This is a genomic window from Candidatus Pantoea symbiotica (assembly GCF_056491525.1).
This window is the reverse complement of record NZ_JBSZHR010000003.1, coordinates 386,005-406,560: the sequence shown is the minus strand read 5'-3', so window position 1 is coordinate 406,560 and position 20,556 is coordinate 386,005. Positions and strand designations below refer to the sequence as shown.

Annotated in this window: 18 protein-coding genes and 1 pseudogene; 3 read left to right on the top strand and 16 right to left on the bottom strand. The window is 55.3% G+C overall.

The features are described 5' to 3' along the window. The first annotated feature begins 5 nt into the window (after positions 1 to 5). Positions 6 to 1,580 carry a hypothetical protein gene (locus ACXIZX_RS22690; RefSeq protein ID WP_479405108.1) on the top strand — a complete coding sequence of 525 codons (1,575 nt, stop codon included), beginning with the start codon at positions 6 to 8 and terminating at the stop codon, positions 1,578 to 1,580. Positions 1,581 to 1,584: 4 nt separating this feature from the next. Beyond that, entirely contained in the window at positions 1,585 to 2,421 is an 837-nt protein-coding gene (locus ACXIZX_RS22685) for a hypothetical protein (protein WP_479405107.1), read from the top strand. A gap of 309 nt (positions 2,422 to 2,730) precedes the next feature. Here the strand turns inward: ACXIZX_RS22685 and ACXIZX_RS22680 are convergent, their stop codons facing one another. The 4 genes from ACXIZX_RS22680 to ACXIZX_RS22665 form a co-directional block, all read right to left on the bottom strand. Further along, positions 2,731 to 3,753 carry an NADP-dependent oxidoreductase gene (locus ACXIZX_RS22680; RefSeq protein WP_036647647.1) on the bottom strand — a complete coding sequence of 341 codons (1,023 nt, stop codon included), beginning with the start codon at positions 3,751 to 3,753 and terminating at the stop codon, positions 2,731 to 2,733. Next, on the bottom strand, positions 3,754 to 4,572 hold the full coding sequence (locus tag ACXIZX_RS22675; protein ID WP_036647649.1) for an oxidoreductase: 819 nt from the start codon (positions 4,570 to 4,572) through the stop codon (positions 3,754 to 3,756). A gap of 132 nt (positions 4,573 to 4,704) precedes the next feature. Continuing rightward, complete coding sequence (locus ACXIZX_RS22670; protein WP_008101851.1) at positions 4,705 to 5,487, bottom strand: SDR family NAD(P)-dependent oxidoreductase; 783 nt, start codon at positions 5,485 to 5,487, stop codon at positions 4,705 to 4,707. A gap of 74 nt (positions 5,488 to 5,561) precedes the next feature. After that, entirely contained in the window at positions 5,562 to 6,653 is a 1,092-nt protein-coding gene (locus tag ACXIZX_RS22665) for an alkene reductase (RefSeq protein ID WP_008101849.1), read from the bottom strand. 133 nt (positions 6,654 to 6,786) lie between these two features. On the opposite strand from ACXIZX_RS22665, the gene ACXIZX_RS22660 reads away from it, so the two are divergent. Next, entirely contained in the window at positions 6,787 to 7,335 is a 549-nt protein-coding gene (locus tag ACXIZX_RS22660; protein ID WP_008101848.1) for a TetR/AcrR family transcriptional regulator, read from the top strand. A 145-nt stretch (positions 7,336 to 7,480) separates the two neighbouring features. Here ACXIZX_RS22660 and ACXIZX_RS22655 read toward each other — a convergent pair whose 3' ends face one another. The 12 genes and pseudogenes from ACXIZX_RS22655 to ACXIZX_RS22600 form a co-directional block, all read right to left on the bottom strand. Continuing rightward, positions 7,481 to 8,020, bottom strand: coding sequence for a GNAT family N-acetyltransferase (locus ACXIZX_RS22655; RefSeq protein WP_479405106.1), 540 nt, complete (start codon positions 8,018 to 8,020; stop codon positions 7,481 to 7,483). 73 nt (positions 8,021 to 8,093) lie between these two features. Continuing rightward, entirely contained in the window at positions 8,094 to 8,942 is an 849-nt protein-coding gene (locus ACXIZX_RS22650) for a VOC family protein (protein ID WP_479405105.1), read from the bottom strand. A gap of 23 nt (positions 8,943 to 8,965) precedes the next feature. Beyond that, complete coding sequence (locus ACXIZX_RS22645; RefSeq protein ID WP_479405104.1) at positions 8,966 to 10,117, bottom strand: amidohydrolase; 1,152 nt, start codon at positions 10,115 to 10,117, stop codon at positions 8,966 to 8,968. 2 nt (positions 10,118 to 10,119) lie between these two features. Continuing rightward, positions 10,120 to 11,217 (bottom strand): alkylhydroperoxidase domain protein, encoded by a 1,098-nt coding sequence (locus ACXIZX_RS22640; protein ID WP_479405103.1) that lies wholly within the window; start codon positions 11,215 to 11,217, stop codon positions 10,120 to 10,122. Positions 11,218 to 11,308: 91 nt separating this feature from the next. Continuing rightward, entirely contained in the window at positions 11,309 to 12,298 is a 990-nt protein-coding gene (locus tag ACXIZX_RS22635; protein ID WP_479405102.1) for a putative FMN-dependent luciferase-like monooxygenase, read from the bottom strand. Then, positions 12,295 to 13,905, bottom strand: coding sequence for a dipeptide ABC transporter ATP-binding protein (locus ACXIZX_RS22630; protein ID WP_479405101.1), 1,611 nt, complete (start codon positions 13,903 to 13,905; stop codon positions 12,295 to 12,297). The genes ACXIZX_RS22635 and ACXIZX_RS22630 overlap by 4 nt, the downstream gene beginning before the upstream one ends. After that, positions 13,902 to 14,750 (bottom strand): annotated as a pseudogene (locus ACXIZX_RS22625) (ABC transporter permease). Before ACXIZX_RS22625 ends, ACXIZX_RS22630 begins: the two are co-directional and overlap by 4 nt. Further along, the gene (locus ACXIZX_RS22620) at positions 14,747 to 15,691 is read right to left on the bottom strand and encodes an ABC transporter permease (RefSeq protein ID WP_175501720.1); all 945 of its coding nucleotides are present in this window, start codon (positions 15,689 to 15,691) and stop codon (positions 14,747 to 14,749) included. The pseudogene ACXIZX_RS22625 and the gene ACXIZX_RS22620 overlap by 4 nt, the downstream one beginning before the upstream one ends. 12 nt (positions 15,692 to 15,703) lie before the next feature. After that, positions 15,704 to 17,326: a TIGR04028 family ABC transporter substrate-binding protein gene (locus ACXIZX_RS22615; RefSeq protein ID WP_479405100.1), complete on the bottom strand. Its 1,623-nt coding sequence runs from the start codon at positions 17,324 to 17,326 to the stop codon at positions 15,704 to 15,706. A 224-nt stretch (positions 17,327 to 17,550) separates the two neighbouring features. After that, positions 17,551 to 18,837: a TRAP transporter large permease gene (locus tag ACXIZX_RS22610; RefSeq protein WP_008108821.1), complete on the bottom strand. Its 1,287-nt coding sequence runs from the start codon at positions 18,835 to 18,837 to the stop codon at positions 17,551 to 17,553. Positions 18,838 to 18,849: 12 nt separating this feature from the next. After that, a complete protein-coding gene (locus tag ACXIZX_RS22605; protein WP_256698800.1) occupies positions 18,850 to 19,356 on the bottom strand; it encodes a TRAP transporter small permease in 507 nt (168 codons plus the stop codon). 48 nt (positions 19,357 to 19,404) lie between these two features. Then, complete coding sequence (locus ACXIZX_RS22600) at positions 19,405 to 20,382, bottom strand: TRAP transporter substrate-binding protein (RefSeq protein ID WP_008108819.1); 978 nt, start codon at positions 20,380 to 20,382, stop codon at positions 19,405 to 19,407. Positions 20,383 to 20,556: the final 174 nt, after the last annotated feature.

Genomic DNA, 20,556 nt, shown 5'->3' with positions numbered 1-20,556 from the left:
CTCTTATGGAAATTTTAGATACTTTAATGCAGGCGATCGCTACCTATCGCTACATCTTCTGGCCGCTTTTCGGGTTGTTGGCGCTAATGCTTGGCGTAATCAAATGGTGGGATCAAGTTCGTTACTTCTTCCTCAACCTGTTTTGTTCTCTACCGATTTTTGGCCACATCACCCGTTTGTCGCGCAGCCATGAATCTCGCCGTGCGGGCACCGGCGGACGCATCTGGCATCCGGCTGAAGAAGCGTTGTGTGGCAAGTTCTATCAGTTTCATAGCATTTCCAACCGCGATGCCGATTTTTATCTGCGCTGCGTTAACTATCTGAATAAAGTGGATGAGCGAGGCCGCAAACCGACCAGCGTGGTGCTGTGGTTATGCAGCATCGCCCTCGTCATTCTGGAAGCCTTTATCTTTGCGCTGGTGCTGTCGCCATTCATTGCCAACAACATCTCTGCCAACCAGGCGGAGTTGTCGGCGATTGTGGTTTCGGTGCTGATTGGTGTGATTTTGGTGCCCGCAACCCATTTAATGGGCACGCAGTTACACAAAAATACGCTGTTGAGCAAAATCCGTTATTGGCATAAAGAAGCACGTCTGGAAGGCCATGCGCAGGCGCTGGTGAAAGATAACCGCGTCTCGCTGGAAAACAGCCGCATTGATGATGATGCGCCCAGCTATTTGCAAATGCTCAACCGTGTGAACCACGGTATTGGCGCAAAACCGCAATATGTCCAAACGGTGGTGACGCTGTTGTTGATCGTCACCTTCGCGGTAGGCGCCTATTTCATTCGTGCGGCAACCATCAATGCCGCCGAAACTCAGGCGGTTAATGGCACGCCATTTAGCCAGAACAGCGCGGCGAACAACGCTTCACCTTTTGAGTTGCCACAGCAAGCGGTGGAAGATAATCAGCAGGCTGATAAGCAAGCGGCGAAAGAGGTCAGTGACAACCGCGTGTTCGCCTCCAAATTGACTTTCATTATCCTGTCAGTGATTTTCATTGGCGTGCAGATTATCGGTATTTTGATTGGTTATTACCGTTCTTTGGTCGGCATCGAATCGCGTCTGGCGGCGAAATATATCGGTAATTTCAGTAGTTCAGAGGAGTTTGCCGCGTGGTACGCCATGCGCCGAGAACGCGTAGAGCGTGATGCGCAGGATAAACTGGCAAGCTTGCAGAATCGTATGGCGATGCAGCGCGCCAGCAGCGCCAGCATTGCACAAACCGATGTACGGACCTTTGACGATTACGTGCGCGGTAAGCAGCGCGATAAAGCGCTGGCTGACGATCAGCATCAGCAATTTAACGCCACGCGCGCAACCGTTGCTCAAGAGCGCCCGGTGCATCAGCCAGAACCAGCGCTGGTCTTTGAACCCACAACGCCAACGCCTGCACCGGTGGCACTGGAAACGGCACCGGCTGCTAACGCAGATGAAAAAGCGCGTGTTGCGGAGTTGGGCGATTTGACGGCGTTAGATGATGAAGAACTGCGTCTGGTGGCTGAGGATTTAGGTTTGCCAATTGAGGCGCTACTCAGTCGTCGTAAAGTGCAGCGCGTGCTCAATAAGGCCAGAGGATAATTAGGTGAAGATCAGCAAATGGTGTTTGCTGCTGTTAGCCGGGGTGAGTGCCCTGGCGCAGGCTGCGGACCGCAACGATATTCCGAGCTGCTATGACTATGCCAAACTTAGTCAATATCGCCCGGCCAACAGCGGTCGTGAACTGGTGGTGATTATTGATCAAACGGTTAAAGTGCCGCTGCAGATCAAAAATGCCAGCTGGCAGCAGATCATGCGTTTTAGTCAACCCGGCGATCATGTGGTGCTGTATCAGTTCTCGGCGTTGTTGCAGAACAATTTCATGCAGCGCTTATTTGATGGGCGTCTGGAGCCGTTACTCACGGACAAGAAAATCCGCGACAATCAAGGCATGGAGAGTTTGAAGAACCTCGACAAATGCCTGAGTGAGCAGAAGCAATATTTCGTGAGCGCGTTGGGTGGGCTGATGGCAAAAAGTTTCGCTGAGAAGGGCGATAACATCGCTAAAAGCGAGATCCTCGATAGCCTTAAGCGCATCAGCCACGATCTTCAGCAGGATCAAAGCGCATCACGTACCTTGTTCCTCATCTCCGATATGCTGGAAAACAGTGCTTTCGATAGCTTCTACCGCAATAACGTCCTGCGTTTGCTTTCGCCAGAGAAAGAGTTGCAGCAGGTTAAACAGCAGAATTTGTTAGCGGATTTTTCCGGCGCTAAGGTGTTTATTGCGGGTGCAGGATTGATTGATACCGATGCGAAAAACAATTACCGCTCAGGGAAAATCATTCAGCAGCTTGAGATATTCTGGCGCGACTATTTTACTGCGTCGAATGCTGAGTTGGTGAGTTTTGGTGCACCGGCGCTGAACGTGGATTTGCAATAAGTTGCTCAGAAATGATGTATTCACTGCCTCAGCGTCAGGCTAGGGCAGTGAATATGAGTCGCGACTTCGTCACCATAATGGTTTTAGGGTGGATTACCCATGTTCACCTGCTCACCGTTGACCTAGGCAAAGCGCTTTAAGATCTCCCGCATCTTGCATTGAAAGAATATGTGCGTATGGCAAGGTCCGCTATGAGCGAACAGCGGACATTCGCGGCCATCAATTTAGCTGACAACATGCCCTTGATATATCGTCAAATTAGTGGAGTTTTTCTTTCGATATTCTTTAAATAGATTCAAATTTCATTTGTTATGACTCCTGCATCTTAACGACTATTTTGCCCTTAGCGTGCCCCTGCCTCAAATAGGCAAGAGCTTCCTTTGTTTCCATAAAAGGGAATACCTTGTCGATCACCGGCTTGATTTGTTCCGCCTCAATGAGTTTGCCGATTTGGGCGAGCTGATCGCCATCAGGACGGACAAAAAGAAATGAATAAATGAGGCCTCGATTTTTTGTAAGACGCATAATCTTGCGGCTCATCAGCCCGAAAACTAAACGCAGCAGGACGTTTAGTCTCCGCGACCGGGCGAACGCAACATCTAATGGACCGATGAGAGAAACAATCTTTCCACCCGGCTTGAGAATTTGGGTGGATTTTTCAATTGAATCGCCTCTGATAGTGCCGAGAACCACATCGTAGCCGCTCAGCTCGATTTCAAATTCCTGCTTTTTATAATCAATCACTTCGTCTGCGCCAAGATGACTCACCCACCCGGCGTTGTCTGTGCTGGTTGTCGTGGCCACCTGTGCGCCAAGGTGCTTCGCCAGTTGGATGGCAAAACTGCCAATCCCCCCGGAACCTGCCGGGATGAATACCTTCTGACCAGGCTGCAACCCGGCTCGCTCTGTCAGCGCCTGCCAGCATGTGAGGCTCACCATCGGGAGCGAAGCCGCCTGCACGAAATCCAGGTTCGTGGGTTTTATGGCTGCAGCGCTCTCTGGCACCACTGCAAACTCCGCTAGAGAACCTATTCCCGTGTCGAAAGTGCTGGCGAAAATTTCGTCACCAGGCTTGAACCGCATCACTCGACTCCCCACGGCGATGACAACCCCAGCTAAGTCGCTTCCCAAAGTGGCGGGGAGTTTAAAATGCAAAACCGGTTTGAATATTCCGGTTGGGATCATGTTATCAATCGGGTTCAGACCCACAGCGAAAACTTTTACCAGGATTTCATTATCATCGGGGGAAGGGCAATCGATGTTATCGAATCCCAGCTCAGGGGATTTACCATAGCGTTTAAACGTAAGTGCTTTTATCGTCTTATTCTTCATTTATTTTTTCGCATCAAGCTGAAGACTTTTGCGCACCACATTATCCAGGAATGACGCAGGGGCGAATCTGAGAATAAAATTCAATTGACCTGCCAGCCTTCCCGCCGTGTAGCGCACCTTCGGGCGTAAAGTCTGAGCAGCTTTAACCACCACGTCAGCCACCACCTCTGGACTTTCCGCCTCAGCCATTGCTTTGCTCACCACTTTCGTCAGCTTAGCCCGGATCTGGTCATACTCCTGAAGCTTTGCATCCGCCTCGATATTATTGGCTTCAAACTGTGTTTTCATGTAGGCAGGTTCGATGACAGACACTCTGATGCCCTGTGTGCGCAGTTCATGATCCAGTGCTCCGGTATACCCTTCGACCGCATGCTTACTGGCAGCATAAAGTGCCACATACGGCAACGGAACGATGCCGAGTATCGAACCGATATTGATGATGCGCCCGCTGCCCTGACGGCGCATATGAGGGATCACTGCGCGGCTCAACCTGACGATGCCCAGAAAGTTGGTGTCGAAAATGTGTTTGGCCTGTTCGACAGAACTCTCTTCCGCCGCCGCTGGAGCAACCCCAAAGCCCGCATTATTAACCAGAACATCGATTCGCCCCTCCAGACGCAACAACTCCTCAATTGCGGCCTCGACAGAAGCGTCGTCGGTCACATCCAGCGCCAGTAAAGGAAATGGATGCTTTCCCGCCTGAGCGCCACGCCGGCTCGTACCATATACCGTAAATCCTGCGGCTAAAAGTTTATGACCAGACGCTTCGCCGATACCCGAGGACGCGCCGGTAACCAGTGCAACACGTTTTTTTGCCATGCTGAATAAGGCCTTATTGAGATGTTTCAGGTTTCTCATCGCTGATGAGACGACAGGCTGTAAGGTATTTATGTCGGATTTACCGCTGTGCAGAATAGCCGGAAGACCGTTCTGCACAGTACACCTCATTGATTACAATGCTTTATATCGCTCTGCGGCTTCGTCTTGTTTGACGTCTGAAAGCAGAGCCTGACGCGAAGCATCGAGGGTGTCCCAGCGGGCAGCATTATGTAAAGGCGGAATGGTGACCCGTTCACGGCGGTCAAAACCTACCAGTGCGGCATCCACTAATTCGCCCACTTCCATGAATTTTGCCGAGTTAGTGATGTCGATACCCGCACGGTCCCAGATTTCCGTGTAAGTGCCGGCAGGGAGCACCGCCTGTATATAAATGCCTTTAGATGACAGCTCGACATTCATTCCCTGAGACAGGAAAAGCACGAAGGCTTTGGTGGCGCCGTAAACCGTCATGGCAAATTCTGGGGCGAGGCCGACGATGGAACTGATGTTGACGATCGATCCCTCGCCCGCTTGCACAAAGCGTGGTGCCACGGCACTGGCAAGTCTCGTCAGCGCAGTAACATTAAGCGCGATAAGGCTTTCTATTGAATCAGGTGTCTGCTCTGTAAAACTGCCGGACTGCGCGATACCCGCATTATTGATAAGAATGCCAATCCGTGTGTCTTCACGCAGACGGGCTTCGACCAAGGCTAAATCACGCGTTTGCGTGAGATCAGCGGACAAAACGTCGACAGAAATGTCATGTTCCTGTCGCAGACGATCGGCAAGTGCCTCTAACTTTACTTCGTCGCGGGCGACCAGCACCAGGTCGTGACCCCGGCGGGCGAACCGTTCAGCGTAAACCGCACCAATACCCGTGGATGCGCCTGTGATGAGAACTGAAGCTTTAGTCATAAGTTGATCTTCTTTCTTAAAGTTTAAACAGAATTCGCCATGTGCGATGCAGGCAGAACCGTAAACCGGCTGCTTTACTTGCGGGTCTCAGTCAGCGACGGGTAATCGGTATATCCGGCTGCGCCACCGCCATAAAGTGTTTCAGGATTGATTGAGGCCAGAGGTGCGCCCGTCTTCAGCCTTTCGACCAAATCCGGATTGGAGATGAACGGACGACCGAACGCGAACAGATCGGCTCTGCCTTGCGCAAGCTGAGCGGCCGCCAGTTCCAGGTCATAACCATTGTTGCTGATGTAGGTGTTTTTAAAACGTCGGCGCAGGGAGTCGTAATCGAACGGTGATACATCACGCGGTCCGCCCGTCGCACCTTCAACCACATGGAGGTACACGATGCCCAATGCATCGAGTTGTTCAGCGACGTAGTCATATTGTGGCTGCGGATCACTGCATGAAATCGCATTAGCAGGTGACACCGGTGAAATGCGTACGCCGGTGCGTTCTGCGCCAATCTCATCTTTTACGGCAGTCGTGACTTTCAGCAGCAGTCGCGCACGATTCTCGACAGAGCCGCCGTATTCATCAGTACGCTGATTTGCGCCATCTTTGAGGAACTGTTCCAGCAGATAACCATTCGCGCCGTGGATCTCTACGCCGTCAAATCCGGCGGCAATGGCATTGGCCGATGCCTTTCTGAAATCGTCAATAATCCCCGGTATTTCCTGCAACTCCAGCGCACGTGGCTCAGAAACATCAGCGAAGCCATTGTTCACAAAGGTTTTAGTCCCGGCGCGAATGGCAGACGGCGCGACCGGTGCAGCGCCTCCGGGCTGTAAATCGACATGAGAAATTCGTCCTACGTGCCATAGCTGTACAAATATGCGCCCGCCTTTGGCATGCACCGCGTCAGTCACTTTGCGCCAGCCATCGATCTGAGCCTGCGTGTAGATCCCCGGCGTATCCTGATAGCCCTGCGCCTGTGCGGAGATCTGCGTCGCTTCGGTAATTAGCAACCCTGCTGTGGCACGCTGCGCGTAGTAGGTCGCCGCCAGTTCGCCCGGTACCAGACCCGCTCCGGCCCGGTTACGTGTCAGCGGCGCCATCACGATGCGGTTGGCCAGTGTTAGTGAGCCAAGTTCATAGGGTTGAAATAATGTCTGATTCGTCATGCTTATTCGCCCGTTAATAATGGGTTGAGGTGTCAATGCAATGATGATGATCATAATCTATAAAGTCAACCCGTTTGATTACGGTCATCATCAATGTATACTTAAACTCTATTTTTAAGAGAGGCAGGAAAGCATGAAAGTGTCGAAAGAGCAGGTTCGGGAAAACCGGACACGCATTGTTGAAACGGCCTCAGAACTCTTTCGCGAACGCGGTTACGATGGCGTGGGCGTGGCGGAACTGATGTCAGCGGCAGGCTTAACCCATGGCGGGTTCTACAAGCACTTTGGTTCCAAGGCAGACCTGATGGCGGAAGCGATGAGCTGCGGTTTTACGCGTTCTGCAGAAAGCACGGCAGGTGTGGACCGGGAAAAATTTATTGAATACTACCTCTCCCGACAACATCGCGATGATATGGGAAAAGGGTGCGTGATGTCAGCACTGGGCACCGATACATCCCGTCAGTCTGAGTCAATCAAGGCGATATTTTCCGCCGGAATTGAACGCCAACTCGACGTTTTAGGAGCTGAAAATGGCACGCGCGCTGACCTGATAGATACCATCGCCCATCTTGTAGGTGCACTGGTGTTGTCTCGTGCCTGCCCGGATAATTCCGCTCTGGCTGATGAAATTCTGGATGTCTGCCGTGCGCGTCTTGTTAATCATGAAGCCAGTCAGGATTGAATGTGTTGGGCTTAGGGGACTTTTTTCAGCAGTGCATATAAATAAATCACCAACGTCCGCTTCTGGCACAAAGCGGACATCTCTGTGTTTGTTCGGTTTTAATATGTCTAAGACGTTAATCAAAACTGAGTAGATAACAAAGGTATTACAACCCATATTCCCCGCGCAGCAACCCAAACAGCCAATCGTTATGCCACGCATTTCTCAGCCAGTAACTTTCCCGCAGTTCACCTTCTAATACAAAACCGACTTTTTCCAGCAGTCGCCGTGAAGGCATATTGCGTGCAGTAACGGTGGCGCTTAGGCGACGGATGCCGCCGTCGCCAAACGCATAATCACAAATCGCCCGAAGCGACTCGTGCGCATAGCCTTTGCCTTGCGCTTCTGGTGCGAACAGAAAGCCAACTTCGGCGCAGTCGATATCGCGATGAATATAACCGCTGACGCCGATGCGATTGCCGGACTGTTTTTCCCGCACCACCAGACACAGCCAATGCGCGCTGCGTGGCGACCAGATCGGCAATCTTGCTGTGAAGTCGGCGTGAATTTTTTCTTCAGATTTTGCATCGGAAACGTAATGCATGACCTGTGGCGAGAGCTGGAGCTGACGAAAGAAAGCCCCGTCGTCTTCGGTGATTTGCGAGCAGGTGAGTCTGAGGGTTTCGAGATGCAGTTTAGCGGTCACATTTCACCTTCGTTTATCGGATACGAAAGTGAATCAAGTTAAACCAGGTCGCCATAAATGGCGACCCTACAAATTACAACTGGAACCGCAACGCCACGCCAAATGCCTGCTCAGCACCGACAATAATCACCGACGCTTCCTCGCGGAACGGCACGTCGCCGAGTAGCAGGCTGGCTTTCACCTTGCGCAGATCCGTGGTGCGCAAACTCAATCCTGCCATGCGCGCGCTGCCGTCGTAATCAATCGGCAATCCGGCGAAGCGTTGCGTGACGTATTCCGCAGAGGCAAAGCGCACCGTCGCCACGCCCGCTTTGAGCACAAATGCGCCTTCCTGACAGGCGGTTAGCTTATCGGCACCAAACAAGCGGCTGTAAGGCTGGGCGGCGGCGGCGGGATCCTGCGCGACTACTACGAATTCGACGATATCACTCACGCCATTGGGATGGACGCGCCATGCGTCCTGCCACACCGAATCCGGCGTGTCATGCTGGCAAAAAAAGCTGCGGCCATTCGCCACCAGCGACGGGCGCAACCGCACGGTGCGGAAACGCGCTTCCTGCTCGGTGCCGTCCGGCAACGTCACGGGGCGGAAAAAGCTCGCGGGCAGATCGCCGTAGATGTCCTGGCTCTCCAGATAGCGCCACACCGCGTCGGCATCCTCGGTTTTCCACACCAAACCGCTGAGGCCAATCGGCGACTGCCACAGATCCTGGCGCAGATTGCCGCGCCCAGCTTCAAACCCCAACAGCTCAAGATAGTTATCACCAAAAATCGCCAGATGATTACTGGAACCGAGCGAGTGATGGCCGCGCTCGGTCAGCTGAAATCCTAGCCGACGAAACAGCTCGCTGGCGTCATCCAGCTGGCTGGCAACGTTGATCACCACATGGTCGAGACGTGGAACAGGTACAGAAATCGCCATCGGTTTTCTCCTTGCTCTCATGGTCACGATGCCAGCGCCTGTTGCTGGCGCAGCGTCAGCAGCGCGCGCTGGGCCAGTTCGGTGAAGTAATGCACCGCCGGTTCCAGCATCGCTTCATCCGGATCGAATCCGGCGTGATGCAGGCCAAATTCACTGGCGCTGCCGATGCTCACAAATGCACCTGGCAGCTGCTGCAAATAGAAGGCGAAGTCTTCACCGCCCATTTGTGGCGTGCCGACTTGGGTTTGATAGCCTTGCTCTGCTGCCAGATCCAGCGCGAAATCGGCCCATTGCGGCGTGTTGACCAGCGAGGGCGGGCCTTCCTGCCACACCAGCTCCGCCTGTGCGCCAAAACCGGCGGCGATCCCATTGATCAGGGCTGTGATTTTCTGCGGGATTTGCGCGCGAATCGCCGCGTTGTGGGTACGCACCGTGCCTTCCAGTTCCACCGTTTGTGGCAGTACGTTCCAGCTGTTGCCTGCGGTAAAGCGCGTCACGCTGACCACCACCGATTCCAGCGAACTGAACACGCGGCTCGGCAGCGTTTGCAGCGCGGTGACGATGTGGCTGCCAATAACGATGCTATCAATGCCTTCATGCGGACGCGCGGCGTGCGCGCCTTTGCCGGTGATATTGATTTGAAAGCGATCGACGTTGGCATAATAAGCGCCGCCGCGTGTACGCAGCGTGCCGGTCGGCAGATCCGGCGCATTATGCAGCCCGAAAATCGCCTGCACATCTTTTAGCGCACCCGCCGCCAGCAGCTGTTTCGCGCCGGTGAAAATCTCCTCGGCAGGCTGAAACAGAATGCGTACGCGGCCGGTCAGCTGGGATTCGATGCGTTTCAGCTGCTGCGCGACGCCCAGCATGACGCTGCTGTGCAGATCGTGGCCGCAAGCGTGCATCACGCCCGGCTGCTGTGATCGCCACGCGTGATCGCTCTGCTCGTCGATGGGCAGGGCGTCGATGTCGGCACGCAGCGCAATCAGCGGTTCGCCGTGACCAATTTCTGCCACAACGCCGGTTTTCAGCTCCAGCGGCAGCAGCTTGACGTTCAGTTCCTGCAGCCAGCGGGTAAGACGCTCGGTGGTGGCAAATTCCTGATCCGAAAGCTCGGGATGCTGATGCAGCTCGCGTCGCCAGCGCACCAGCTGTTGATGGGAGAGATCCGTCATGGTCATCCTTGTGTGTGTTCAGGTAAGAAAGGTTCGCCGAGCGTCAGCATCAGGCGGTTCGCCCAGGCGAAGAAGGCGGCGGATTGAATCAGGTCCAGCAGCTCCAGCCTGCTGAATCCCTGATCGCGCAGCGCCTGCAGCTGTTTCAGGCTGGTGGCGGCAGGCGTGATCGATAAGGTGGCGACCAGATCGATCTGCGCCGCCCAACGGGCCGATTGTCCGTGCGACAGCTCAGCGCCCGGCGCGACATTGAGCAGCTTCTGCACCGCCGGTTCATCCTTCGACAGCTGGCTGGCTTTGCGCGCATGCACCGAGGCGCAGTAGATGCAGCCGTTGACCTTGCTCACCACCGTAGCGGCAAGTTCGCGCTCGGCGCGCGAGAGTCCGCCAGCGGTGTAGAAGATGCCTTTATCAGTCAGCGTGCGCTGTTCGAGCAGCGGCTGATTGCGTCCCAGCAGGCGGAAGTAATCGGAATCGCTATGGCCGAATTTCGCCAGCGTTGCCTGCTCTTCAACGCTAAATTCATGCAGCGGTTTCGCCGCCAGCCACGGTTCCCAACCCAGTTCCTGTTGGGTAAAGGCGGTGAGGGCAGTTTTCCCGCTGAGGGTGAGCGGCGCATCGTGCCATTTACCGGCAACCGCATGCGGCTGCGACGTCGTCTCTTCGCCGTTGAGCAAACGCAAACCCGCGAGTAAGCGGCTCTGGAAGCTGACAAAGGCAATCAGCTGCGCCAGCGTGACGATGCCGCGCGGCGACCAGCCTGCACTTTGTAGTTTCTCGATGTGCTGCGGTGCGGCATCGACCGGATGCAGGCTCAGCAGTTCCGCAAATGCCAGACCTGCAGCGAAGCGTGCGTTGTGCGGCTGATCCGGCTGGCGGTAATGCGCTTCGAGACGCGATGCGCCATGCCAGGCAGCGACCTGCGCGGCGAGGGCGAAGCGTTCTGCTAACGGCAAATCCTCATCATCTTGCGAAAACAGCACATCGTAGCTGCCTTGCGTGTGCTGGGTGGCGGCATGACGTTCGGCGCGGGCTTGCGCCAGTTCAGACGCGGGATCGATATCCGCCAGCGCGGCCAGTAAATCTGTCGGTTGAGACATGTAAATCTCCTGTTAAGCGTTAGAAGGTCGCCATGAATGGCGACCCTACAAACCCTGCGTAGGGGCGCCATTTATGGCGACCGTTAATGACTTACCCGCGCAGCGCGGGCGCAATATGTTCCGCAATCAATTCGATGGAACGCAGAATGTCGACGTGTGGCGGATCGATGGAGTGCACCTGGAAGCTGATATCGGTGACGCGTTGCAGCGACGTATCGGCGAGCAGCGACTGCCGCACCTGGTCGGCATCGCCGAAGTGTGCATCCAGCTGGCGCGCCTGTTCGTCCAGCGTGTGGCCAATAACGTGTCCTGATTCGCGGAAATGCTGCGCCTGGCGCTGCAAGCCCGGTTCGGCAAGGCGGCGTGCGTAGTCAGCGGAATCTGCGACAAAAGCGGTGCGTGAAGCCAGAATGCGCGGCGCAATGCCCGCCGGTAATGCCGCCAGATAGGCATCGATCATCGGGTTCTGAATCTGATCCAACGGCAAATCCGGCTGGCCCGCCGGACGCGGTTGTGTGCGCGACAGCATCAAACCGTGCCCGGCTTGTCCTGCACGCGCGGCGCCTTCCGCCGAGAAGGTGGCGATCCACACGCGCTGCGCCAGCGTCGGCGCAGCGGGATAAAGATGGTTATCCGGATGTCCCAGCGTATCGCCGCGCCAGGCGCTCAGCAGCTGATGCAGATGATCGGCAAACACGCTGGCGCGCTGGTCGATCGTGATGCCGAATGGCAGAAACGAAGTTGCGGTGCCGCCCGATCCTAAACCGACTTCGAGGCGACCGTTACTCAACAGATCCAGCACCGCCGCATCTTCGGCGACGCGCAGCGCGTTCTCCATCGCCAGCGTGATGATGCCGGTGCCAAGGCGAATGGTGCGGGTGTGCGCGGCAACGTGGGCCAAAAACAGCAGCGGTGACGGCAAGCCGCCTTCTTTCTCGTGAAAGTGGTGCTGCGCAATCCACGCGCTATCAAAACCGTTGCGCTCAGCGTGCTGAATCTGCTCGGTTGCCAGGCGATAGCGCTGCTGTGCCGTAGTGTCATCCAGCAGGCGGGTGAAAAATCCAATGCGTTTACGCGTCATGCAGACTCCTTAATCAGCGGACGGAAAGCGGGAATCGCGTCAATCAGCGATCGGGTATACGGATGCTGAGGCGCGTTAAATAGCGTGACGGTGTCACCTTGCTCCACCACTTCACCGGCGCGCAGCACGGTGACGCTGTGCGCAATGCGGCGCACGGTGGCGAGGTCGTGGGTGATAAACAGATAAGTGAGGCCGAGTTCGCGTTGCAGCTGTTGCAGCAGTTGCAGAATCTGCGCCTGCACCGTGACATCCAGCGCCGAAGTCGCTTCATCCAGCACCAGAATCGCCGGTTGCAGAATCAGGGCGCGGGCGATGGCTACGCGCTGACGCTGGCCGCCGGACAACTCGCGCGGTTTGCGCGTCAGCAACTCCAGCGGTAACGCTACGCGCTGCGCCACGGCGGCGACGCGTTCACGGCGCTCTTCGCTGCTGAGTTTCTCAAAGTTACGCAGCGGCTCTTCGATGATGGCGAATAGCGTCTGGCGCGGATCGAGCGAGGCAAACGGGTTCTGATAGACAAACTGAATCTTGCGGCGCAATTGGCGTTGCGCTTCACCGCGCAGCGCGGTGGCGTCGATGCCATCGATCACCACGCGGCCGCTGTCGGCCTGCTCAAAGCCTAAAAGAATACGTGCCAGCGTGGTTTTTCCTGAGCCGGATTCGCCGACTAGCGCGTGCGTGGTGCCGCGCGCCACCGTGACGCACACCTCTTTCGCCACCTGTAGCTGCTGCTGGCGACCAAGGGAAAACTGTTTGTTGATGCCGGAGAGCTGAATCGCCGGTGACGAGAAGTTGGCTTGAGTCGGCACCGACAGCGCGCTGTCGCCCGGATCGGCATCCTTTAATAGCTGCCGCGTATAGGCATGTTTGGGCGCGTTGATCACCTGCGCCGCCGGGCCTTGTTCCTGCACCTCGCCATGACGAAATACCAGCAGGCGATCGGCGCGTTCTGCCGCCAAGGCTAAATCGTGCGTGACAAACAGCACTGCGGTGCCGGATTCACGGCGCAGCACATCCAGCAGATCGAGAATGCGTTTTTGCACCGTGACATCCAGCGCGCTGGTGGGCTCATCGGCAATAATGATCTGCGGACGCAGGGCGAGGGCGATAGCGATCAATACGCGCTGTTTCATGCCGCCGGAGAGCTGATGCGGATACTGCTTGAGGCGCTGTTCCGGATGGCTCAGCCCTACTTTTTGCAGCAGCTCCAGCACGCGCTGCTGACGTTCGGCTTTGCTGATTTTCAGGTGCAGCTGCAGCATTTCACCGACCTGATCGCCGATGGTTTTCACCGGATTAAGCGAGTTGCCCGGATCCTGCGGCACTAAGCTGATGCTGACGCCGCGCAGGCTATCAAGACGTTTCGATGACCAGCCAGCGATATCGGTGCCGTTCAGCACAATCCTGCCGCTGTCACGGCGGCCGTTTTCCGCCATCAAACCAATAATCGCCTGCGCGGTAGTGGTTTTGCCGGAACCTGATTCACCAACCAGCGCCACCATTTCACCGGGCTGCAATTCAAAGCTGACGTTGTGAACCACCGCGCGCCACTCGCCGCGCTGGCGATAGCTGAGGGTTAAATTTTCAATGGCTAATAACGCGCTCATGCGTCACCTCCGGCCAGTTGACGGCTGATGCGGTTAGCGGCCAGGACCACGGCGACCACCACAATGCCGGGGAAGGTGGTGAGCCACCACGCGGTCGCCAGATAGTTACGTCCTTCGGCGATCAATAATCCCCATTCTGGCGTTGGCGGCGGCGTGCCGTAGCCGAGAAAGCTCAGCGTCGACAGCGCCAGAATCGCCTGACCAAACTGCAAAGCGGCGAAGGCGATCACCGCCGTCAGCGAGTTGGGTAAAATGTGACGCCATAACACGCGCCAGAAACTGCCGCCGCTGCCGTAAGCCGCTTCGACGAATTCACTGCGGCGCACGCGCACTACTTCGCCGCGCGCCAGGCGGGCAAAGCTGGCAATCGAAGCGATGCCCACCGCCAGCGCGGCGTGAACCGTGCCGAAACCCAGCAGAATCAGAATGCTGAGCGACAGCAGCAGCGAGGGAATTGATAGCAGCACATCCACTAAGCGCATCAGCCAGTTTTCGGTGCGACCGCCAATCGCGCCCGCCAGCACGCCGAGCGTAGTGCCGCCAATCAGCCCCATTGCAACGGCTGCGACCGCCGCCGACAGCGACTGTGACGAGCCATAGATAATGCGCGTGTAGAGATCGCGGCCCAGCTGATCGGTGCCGAGCCAGTACGCGGCCTGCGGCGGCAGACGCTGCGCGCCGGGCACGCCTTAGGTCGGGCTGAAGTGGGTAAACAGGGCAGGCGCAAACGCCGCCAGCAGCGCCAGCAGCATCACGCCCCACGCCAGCCATAATCCGGGCTGGATGTTGAACACGCGCGTTGTGCTGATTTTTTGCCGTGCAGTTGAGTAATCGACCAGGCTCATCGGTGGCCTCCGGCAATGGATTGCAGACGTGGATCGAACAGCGGCATCAGCGCATCGACCAGCAGGTTAATCAGTACAAACGCCAGCGCGGAGATCATCACCACCGCCTGTAACACTGCGACGTCCTGATTATTCACCGCCTGCTGCGTCAACTGGCCGACGCCGCTCAGGCCAAACACGGTTTCGGTAATCAGCGCCCCAGCAATCAGTTCACCGAGCAGCAAACCGGCCACGTTGAGCACCGGCAGCAGCGCATTGCGCATCACGTGATGCCACAGCACATGGCTTTCGCTGGCACCTTTGGCGCGCGCCACCGCCACAAACGGCTGGGTAGAAACCTGATCGATGCTACGTAACAGAATCTGCGCCAGCGGCGCGGAGATCGGGATCGCCACGGTAATCACCGGCAGAATCAAACCCTGCAGCGCCGATGGATTGATCACCGGAATCCAGCGCAGCTGGAAGGAGAACAGCTGAATTAGCGCGATGCCGAGCCAGAAGGTCGGCAGCGAGATAAACAGCGCCGGTACCGATTGCAGCACGGAACGCAGGAAGCGCAGCGCTGGCAAGCGCGATAACGCCGCCAGCGCGAACGCAATAATCGTTGCCAGCGCAAAGCCGAGCAGCGCCAGTTGCAGCGTGGCGGGCAGGTTGCTGATCAGCTGTTCGCTGACAGGCACGCCCGCCTGCACCGAGTAACCAAAATCGCCGCGCAGCATCGCCAGCAGCGTGTGCACGTACTGCTGCCAGAGCGGATTATCCGCGCCGTAAGCCAGTCGCATTTCGGCGATCTGATCCGGGCTGAGGCCCAGATCCGGGTTCTGAAACTTGATCAGCACCGCATCGCCGGGCAGCACCTGCAGCAGAAAGAACGACAGGGTAAACGCGGCCCACAGCACCAAAACGCTTTGACCCACTCTTCGCAGCAGTGAACGTTGCATCATTAACCTGCCTTAGTGTTTTTCCAGCCACGCGCCGTAGAACGACGGACGACCTACGGCTTCGAAATTCACGCCTTTTAGCCACGGCGCACCGGCAAACACCTGCGGTTCTTCAAAGATCGGAATCACATACGCCTGATCGAGCAGATAACGCTGCGCATCGCCGGTCACCGCCAGGCGTTTCGCCGGGTCGACTTCCGAAGAGATGCCCAGCAACAGCGTGTTGAGTTTGTCGTCGCGGAAGTTCTGCACTTTGTCGCTGGAGCCGCCTTTCTGCAGCAGCGCATCGCGGTTGGTTGGATAGAACTGGCTTTTCACCACGTCAGGATCGGCGCGGCCCACTTCGGAAACGGTAAGCGGGGTTTTCAGCGGATCGAGGTTATCCAGCACGCGGCTGCCAGCATCACCGGCTTTCACCGCCAGCGCGACGCCAACCTGACGCCACTGTTGTGCCACCAGCTGCAGCACCTCTTTGTTTTGCGGCTGCGGCAGCGATTCATAAATGGTCAGCGCCAGTTTCTTGCCATCTTTCTCGCGGATGCCGTCGCTGCCCGGTTTCCAGCCCGCTTCATCCAGCAGTTTTTTCGACAATGCCGGATCGAATTTCAGCTTGTCGGCCAGGTTAACGTAACCGGCCGCCGAAGTGGCGATCACCGATGTGGCCTGCGGATAGTTTGGGGAGAACAGGGTTTGCACCACTTGCTGCGCGTTGGTGGCGTGCAGCAGTGCCAGGCGTACTTTCACATCGCTGACCAGCGGGTTATCCGGGCGGAAGCTGATGCTGTCGTTGACGCCGCGCGTGGGCGCCGCGTAAATCGGGAAGTTTTGCTGCTGCGCCTGCTTTTCGTCATAGGCTTGCACCTGACGAATAAAGTCGGCCTGACCCGCCAGCAGCGCGCCAATGCGCACGCTGTCTTCCGGCGTGACGATGAATTTAATGCCGTCGAGATTGGCTGGACCTTGCTGGGCGAGATTTTTCGGGCCCCATTGATAATCTTTGCGCGCGGTTAAATCGACTTCGCGCCCGAGTTTCTCATCGCTGACCACAAATGGACCGGAACCGATAATATGACGCGCATCGCCGAGTTGATCGAAACTACGTTGCAGCGTGCTGAGAGAAACTAATCCCGATCCAATCGTTGCTGTACCCTGTAAAAAACCGGGTGACGGTTTTTTGAAATAGAATTTCACCGTCTGAGGATCAATAACTTCACTGCGATCGTAATTATTAATCACTTCGGATACCGGCAGGCGCTGATTTTTATTCCCCAGACCGTAAGTATCAAAGTTTTTGGCTACCGCATTGGCATCTAAGGGCGTGCCATCGGAGAAGGTGACGCCGGGACGAATTTTAAAGGTATATTCGGTTTTATCGGCGTTGCTGCTCCAGCTTTCGGCAATCCAGGGTTCAACTTGTAATGTTTTTGGATTCTGCCACGTCAGTTTATCGGTGATTTGATTCAGAATTCCGCCATTGGGATAAAAGCCACCAGCGGGTGGATAAAGGTTGGTATGCGCTTGTTGTTCGAGATAAACCAGCGTGCCGCCTTTAACCGGCGTATCCGCCGCGTGGGCACTAAAAATCCCTGATAGCAGGGCCAAACTCAACGCCTGCAAGTGAAAATGCTTAGTCATGGTGTTTCCCTTTTTTATCAATAGCCCGACGGGCGGTTTTCATCATTGAATGCCGCACACGGGAGTTGAACCAAGGAATTGCACTAAGCTTTGCCGAAAATAATAAATAGAAGTTTAGATCGCCAATTATGGCGATCTAATTATTGCGGAACATATATTGAGGTCGCCATAAATGGCGACCCTACGGTGATTTTTTCGTAGGGTGCGCATTCATGCGCACCTTTTTACATCACGCCCATTAAACGCGGTAACCACAGCGATATGGCCGGAATATAGGTAATCAGCATCAGCACAATAAACAACATGCCATAGAAAGGCAGCATGGCGCTGACCACTTGCTCAATCTTTTGTTTGCTCACTGCGCTGGCGACAAATAATACCGTGCCGACCGGTGGCGTAATTAAACCGATGCCCAGGTTGGTCAGCATAATCATACCGAAATGCACCGGATCGACGCCCAGCGCGGTGGCCACCGGTAACAGTACCGGGGTTAAAATCAGGATCAGCGGCGCCATGTCCATTAGCGTTCCCACCACCAGCAACAGCAGGTTGATACACATCAAAATCACATATTTGTTGCTGGAGAATTGGGTAAAGGCTTCGGTAATGATGGTGGGTAATTGCATAAAGGTCATCACCGCACCGAAACCGGCCGCGAAGGCAATCAACACCATCACAATGGTTACCGTTTTAATGGTGCGGAATACCAGAATATGCAATTGCGTCCATTTGAAATCACGGTAAATAAACATGGTGACAAAGAACGCCCAGATGCAGGCGATGGCCGCCGATTCTGAAGCAGTGAACACGCCCGAAAGAATCCCGCCGAGAATGATGAAAATGGTGAACAGGCCCCAAAACGCATCGAAGAAGATTTTCAACGCCTGCTTATAAGGGATGCGCTCGCCTTTGGGATAACCACGTTTACGCGCAAAGCCAAGGCACATGACCATCAAACAGAAACCCAACAGCAGGCCGGGAATGATCCCGGCGACAAACAGGGAAGAGATGGTGACAACGCCGCCGGTGGCGAGCGAATAAATCACCGAGTTGTGGCTGGGCGGGGTTAATACTGCTTGTACCGAGCCGCTGGCGGTCACCGCCGCAGCGAAATCACGCGGATAACCTTTCTCCTCCATCTGCGGAATCATCACCGAACCAATCGAGGCGGTATCTGCTACCGAAGATCCCGAAATCGCGCCAAAGAAGGTTGAGGCGACAATATTCACCAGCGACAAACCGCCGCGAATAAAGCCAACGAAAATATAGGCGAAGTTGACCAGCCGCCGGGCAATGCCGCCTTCCGCCATAATCGCGCCAGCCAAAATAAAGAAGGGAATGGTCAGCAGCGAAAACTTATTGATGCCGTTGGTAATCTGAATCACCACCGCTTCCAGCGGTAAGTCGATCCACCATGCGCCGATAAAGGCGCTCAATCCTACGGCGAATGCCACCGGAAAACCCACCAGCAGCAACACCACCAAACTGCCTATCAAAATCAGTGCGTCCATTTTCTTCTCCGCTTAGTGGGTGCCGCCAAGAGTCACGATGGCGCGTTGGCTTTGATCGCCATTAACCAATCGCTCAATCACAAACAACAGCGTAAAGATCGCGCCGACCGGAATAGGCAAATACATTTCGCCGTAGGTCACCACTGGCAATGAAGCCAGCGTTTGCACCCACATCGCTTCACACAGGTTGTAACTGGCGCGGAAAATCACCAGACAGGTGATGATCATCAGCGCATCAGACAACTTCAGCAGCCAGCGCTGATTCGCCGGCGAGAGCCGGTCAGTCATCATCGACACACAAATATGCGTACCCGCGCGGAACCCGACTGGCGCACCAATAAAGGTAAAGATGATCATGCAAATGATGGCGACCGGTTCTGGCCAGGATAACGCGTCGTTCAGCACATAGCGTGAGAAAATCCCGATGGGAATCACCGTTACCATGATTAACAAGGCAACGGCGGCAATCGCCATGCACAGCAAATAAAGCCCATCCATCAGACGAGAATATGCAGTCATAATGTTTACCTGGTTAAAACGCCACGCAGGCACGTGGCGTGGGGAGGATTACTTCACATCAGCAATTTGTTTCATCAAATCCTGATATTTGCCGCCAAACTGATCGCGCACCGGCTGCGTGGCTTTCATGAAGGTTTCACGGTCGGTTTCCTGGAAGGTGACGCCACCGGCTTTCATCTTCTCGATAGATTGTTGGGTGTAGGTTGCCCAAAGCTGGCGTTCTTCCTCCTGCGCCTCTTTGCCTAATTTCTTCAGCAACGCCTGGTCATCCGCAGAGAGACGATTCCATAACGGTTTGGAGTAGAGAATCATTTCAGGCTGAATGAAGTGGCCGGTGAGGGTGTAGTACTTGGCGACGGGCATATAGTTGTGGGCGACAAAGGTGGGCGGGTTGTTTTCAGTGCCATCCACCACGCCGGTTTGCATGGCGCTAAACACTTCGCTCACGCCCATCGCGACCGGATTCGCCCCCATCGCTTTCAAGGTCGCCAACGAGATCGCACTGTTTTGCACGCGGATTTTCATGCCCTTAAGATCTTCGGGTTTGGCGATCGGTTTTTTGGTGATCATGTTGCGCACACCGGCGTCGGTCCAGCCGAGGAAAATCATGCGGGCGTTGGGATCGTTATCGAATTTCTCGACGATATTTTTCCCGATATCACCATCCAGCACCTTGTGCATATGATCCTCATCGCGGAAAACATATGGCAAGGTTAATACGCTGGTTTCTGGCGCGATGCTGGTGACCGGTGCCAGCGACACGCGAATCATATCAATCGCGCCTAGTTGCACCTGCTGCAGGGTTTGGTCTTCATCACCCAATACGCCACCGGCGTAAACTTTCATTTCTAACCGCCCGTCAGTGGCTTTTTTCAGCTTCTCGCCCATGTGTTCAAGTGCCACCACGGTGGGATAACCCGCTGGTTGTACTTCGGCTACTTTGATGACTTTAGCGGACGCCACAGCAGGGCAAAACGCTGCCGCAGAGGATAACGAAACTACCAGAAGTAATTTTTTAAACGTCATGCTTTTTCTCCAGCTAAGGGGGAGGCAGGAAGGTGCGGCGCATTGATTTTGTCGAGAGGTGCCGCGTGGTGCCAGCATAGAGAAAATAGTGGCTGGAAAAATAAGGGAATTGCGATTGGATGAATTGCGTCACATTTTGAAACGATGTTTTAATAATTTTATATTGAATATCAC

Bases quoted from the DNA above. Each gene is read 5' to 3' on its own strand.
- ACXIZX_RS22640 (WP_479405103.1), bottom strand. From the start codon at position 11,217: ATGTCTCAACCGACAGATTTACTGGCCGCGCTGGCGGATATCGATCCC.
- ACXIZX_RS22635 (WP_479405102.1), bottom strand. From the start codon at position 12,298: ATGACGCGTAAACGCATTGGATTTTTCACCCGCCTGCTGGATGACACT.
- ACXIZX_RS22680 (WP_036647647.1), bottom strand. From the start codon at position 3,753: ATGAAGAATAAGACGATAAAAGCACTTACGTTTAAACGCTATGGTAAA.
- ACXIZX_RS22630 (WP_479405101.1), bottom strand. From the start codon at position 13,905: ATGAGCGCGTTATTAGCCATTGAAAATTTAACCCTCAGCTATCGCCAG.
- ACXIZX_RS22615 (WP_479405100.1), bottom strand. From the start codon at position 17,326: ATGACTAAGCATTTTCACTTGCAGGCGTTGAGTTTGGCCCTGCTATCA.
- ACXIZX_RS22660 (WP_008101848.1), top strand. From the start codon at position 6,787: ATGAAAGTGTCGAAAGAGCAGGTTCGGGAAAACCGGACACGCATTGTT.
- ACXIZX_RS22690 (WP_479405108.1), top strand. From the start codon at position 6: ATGGAAATTTTAGATACTTTAATGCAGGCGATCGCTACCTATCGCTAC.
- ACXIZX_RS22605 (WP_256698800.1), bottom strand. From the start codon at position 19,356: ATGACTGCATATTCTCGTCTGATGGATGGGCTTTATTTGCTGTGCATG.
- ACXIZX_RS22650 (WP_479405105.1), bottom strand. From the start codon at position 8,942: ATGGCGATTTCTGTACCTGTTCCACGTCTCGACCATGTGGTGATCAAC.
- ACXIZX_RS22670 (WP_008101851.1), bottom strand. From the start codon at position 5,487: ATGACTAAAGCTTCAGTTCTCATCACAGGCGCATCCACGGGTATTGGT.
- ACXIZX_RS22600 (WP_008108819.1), bottom strand. From the start codon at position 20,382: ATGACGTTTAAAAAATTACTTCTGGTAGTTTCGTTATCCTCTGCGGCA.
- ACXIZX_RS22645 (WP_479405104.1), bottom strand. From the start codon at position 10,117: ATGACGGATCTCTCCCATCAACAGCTGGTGCGCTGGCGACGCGAGCTG.
- ACXIZX_RS22675 (WP_036647649.1), bottom strand. From the start codon at position 4,572: ATGGCAAAAAAACGTGTTGCACTGGTTACCGGCGCGTCCTCGGGTATC.
- ACXIZX_RS22620 (WP_175501720.1), bottom strand. From the start codon at position 15,691: ATGCAACGTTCACTGCTGCGAAGAGTGGGTCAAAGCGTTTTGGTGCTG.
- ACXIZX_RS22610 (WP_008108821.1), bottom strand. From the start codon at position 18,837: ATGGACGCACTGATTTTGATAGGCAGTTTGGTGGTGTTGCTGCTGGTG.
- ACXIZX_RS22665 (WP_008101849.1), bottom strand. From the start codon at position 6,653: ATGACGAATCAGACATTATTTCAACCCTATGAACTTGGCTCACTAACA.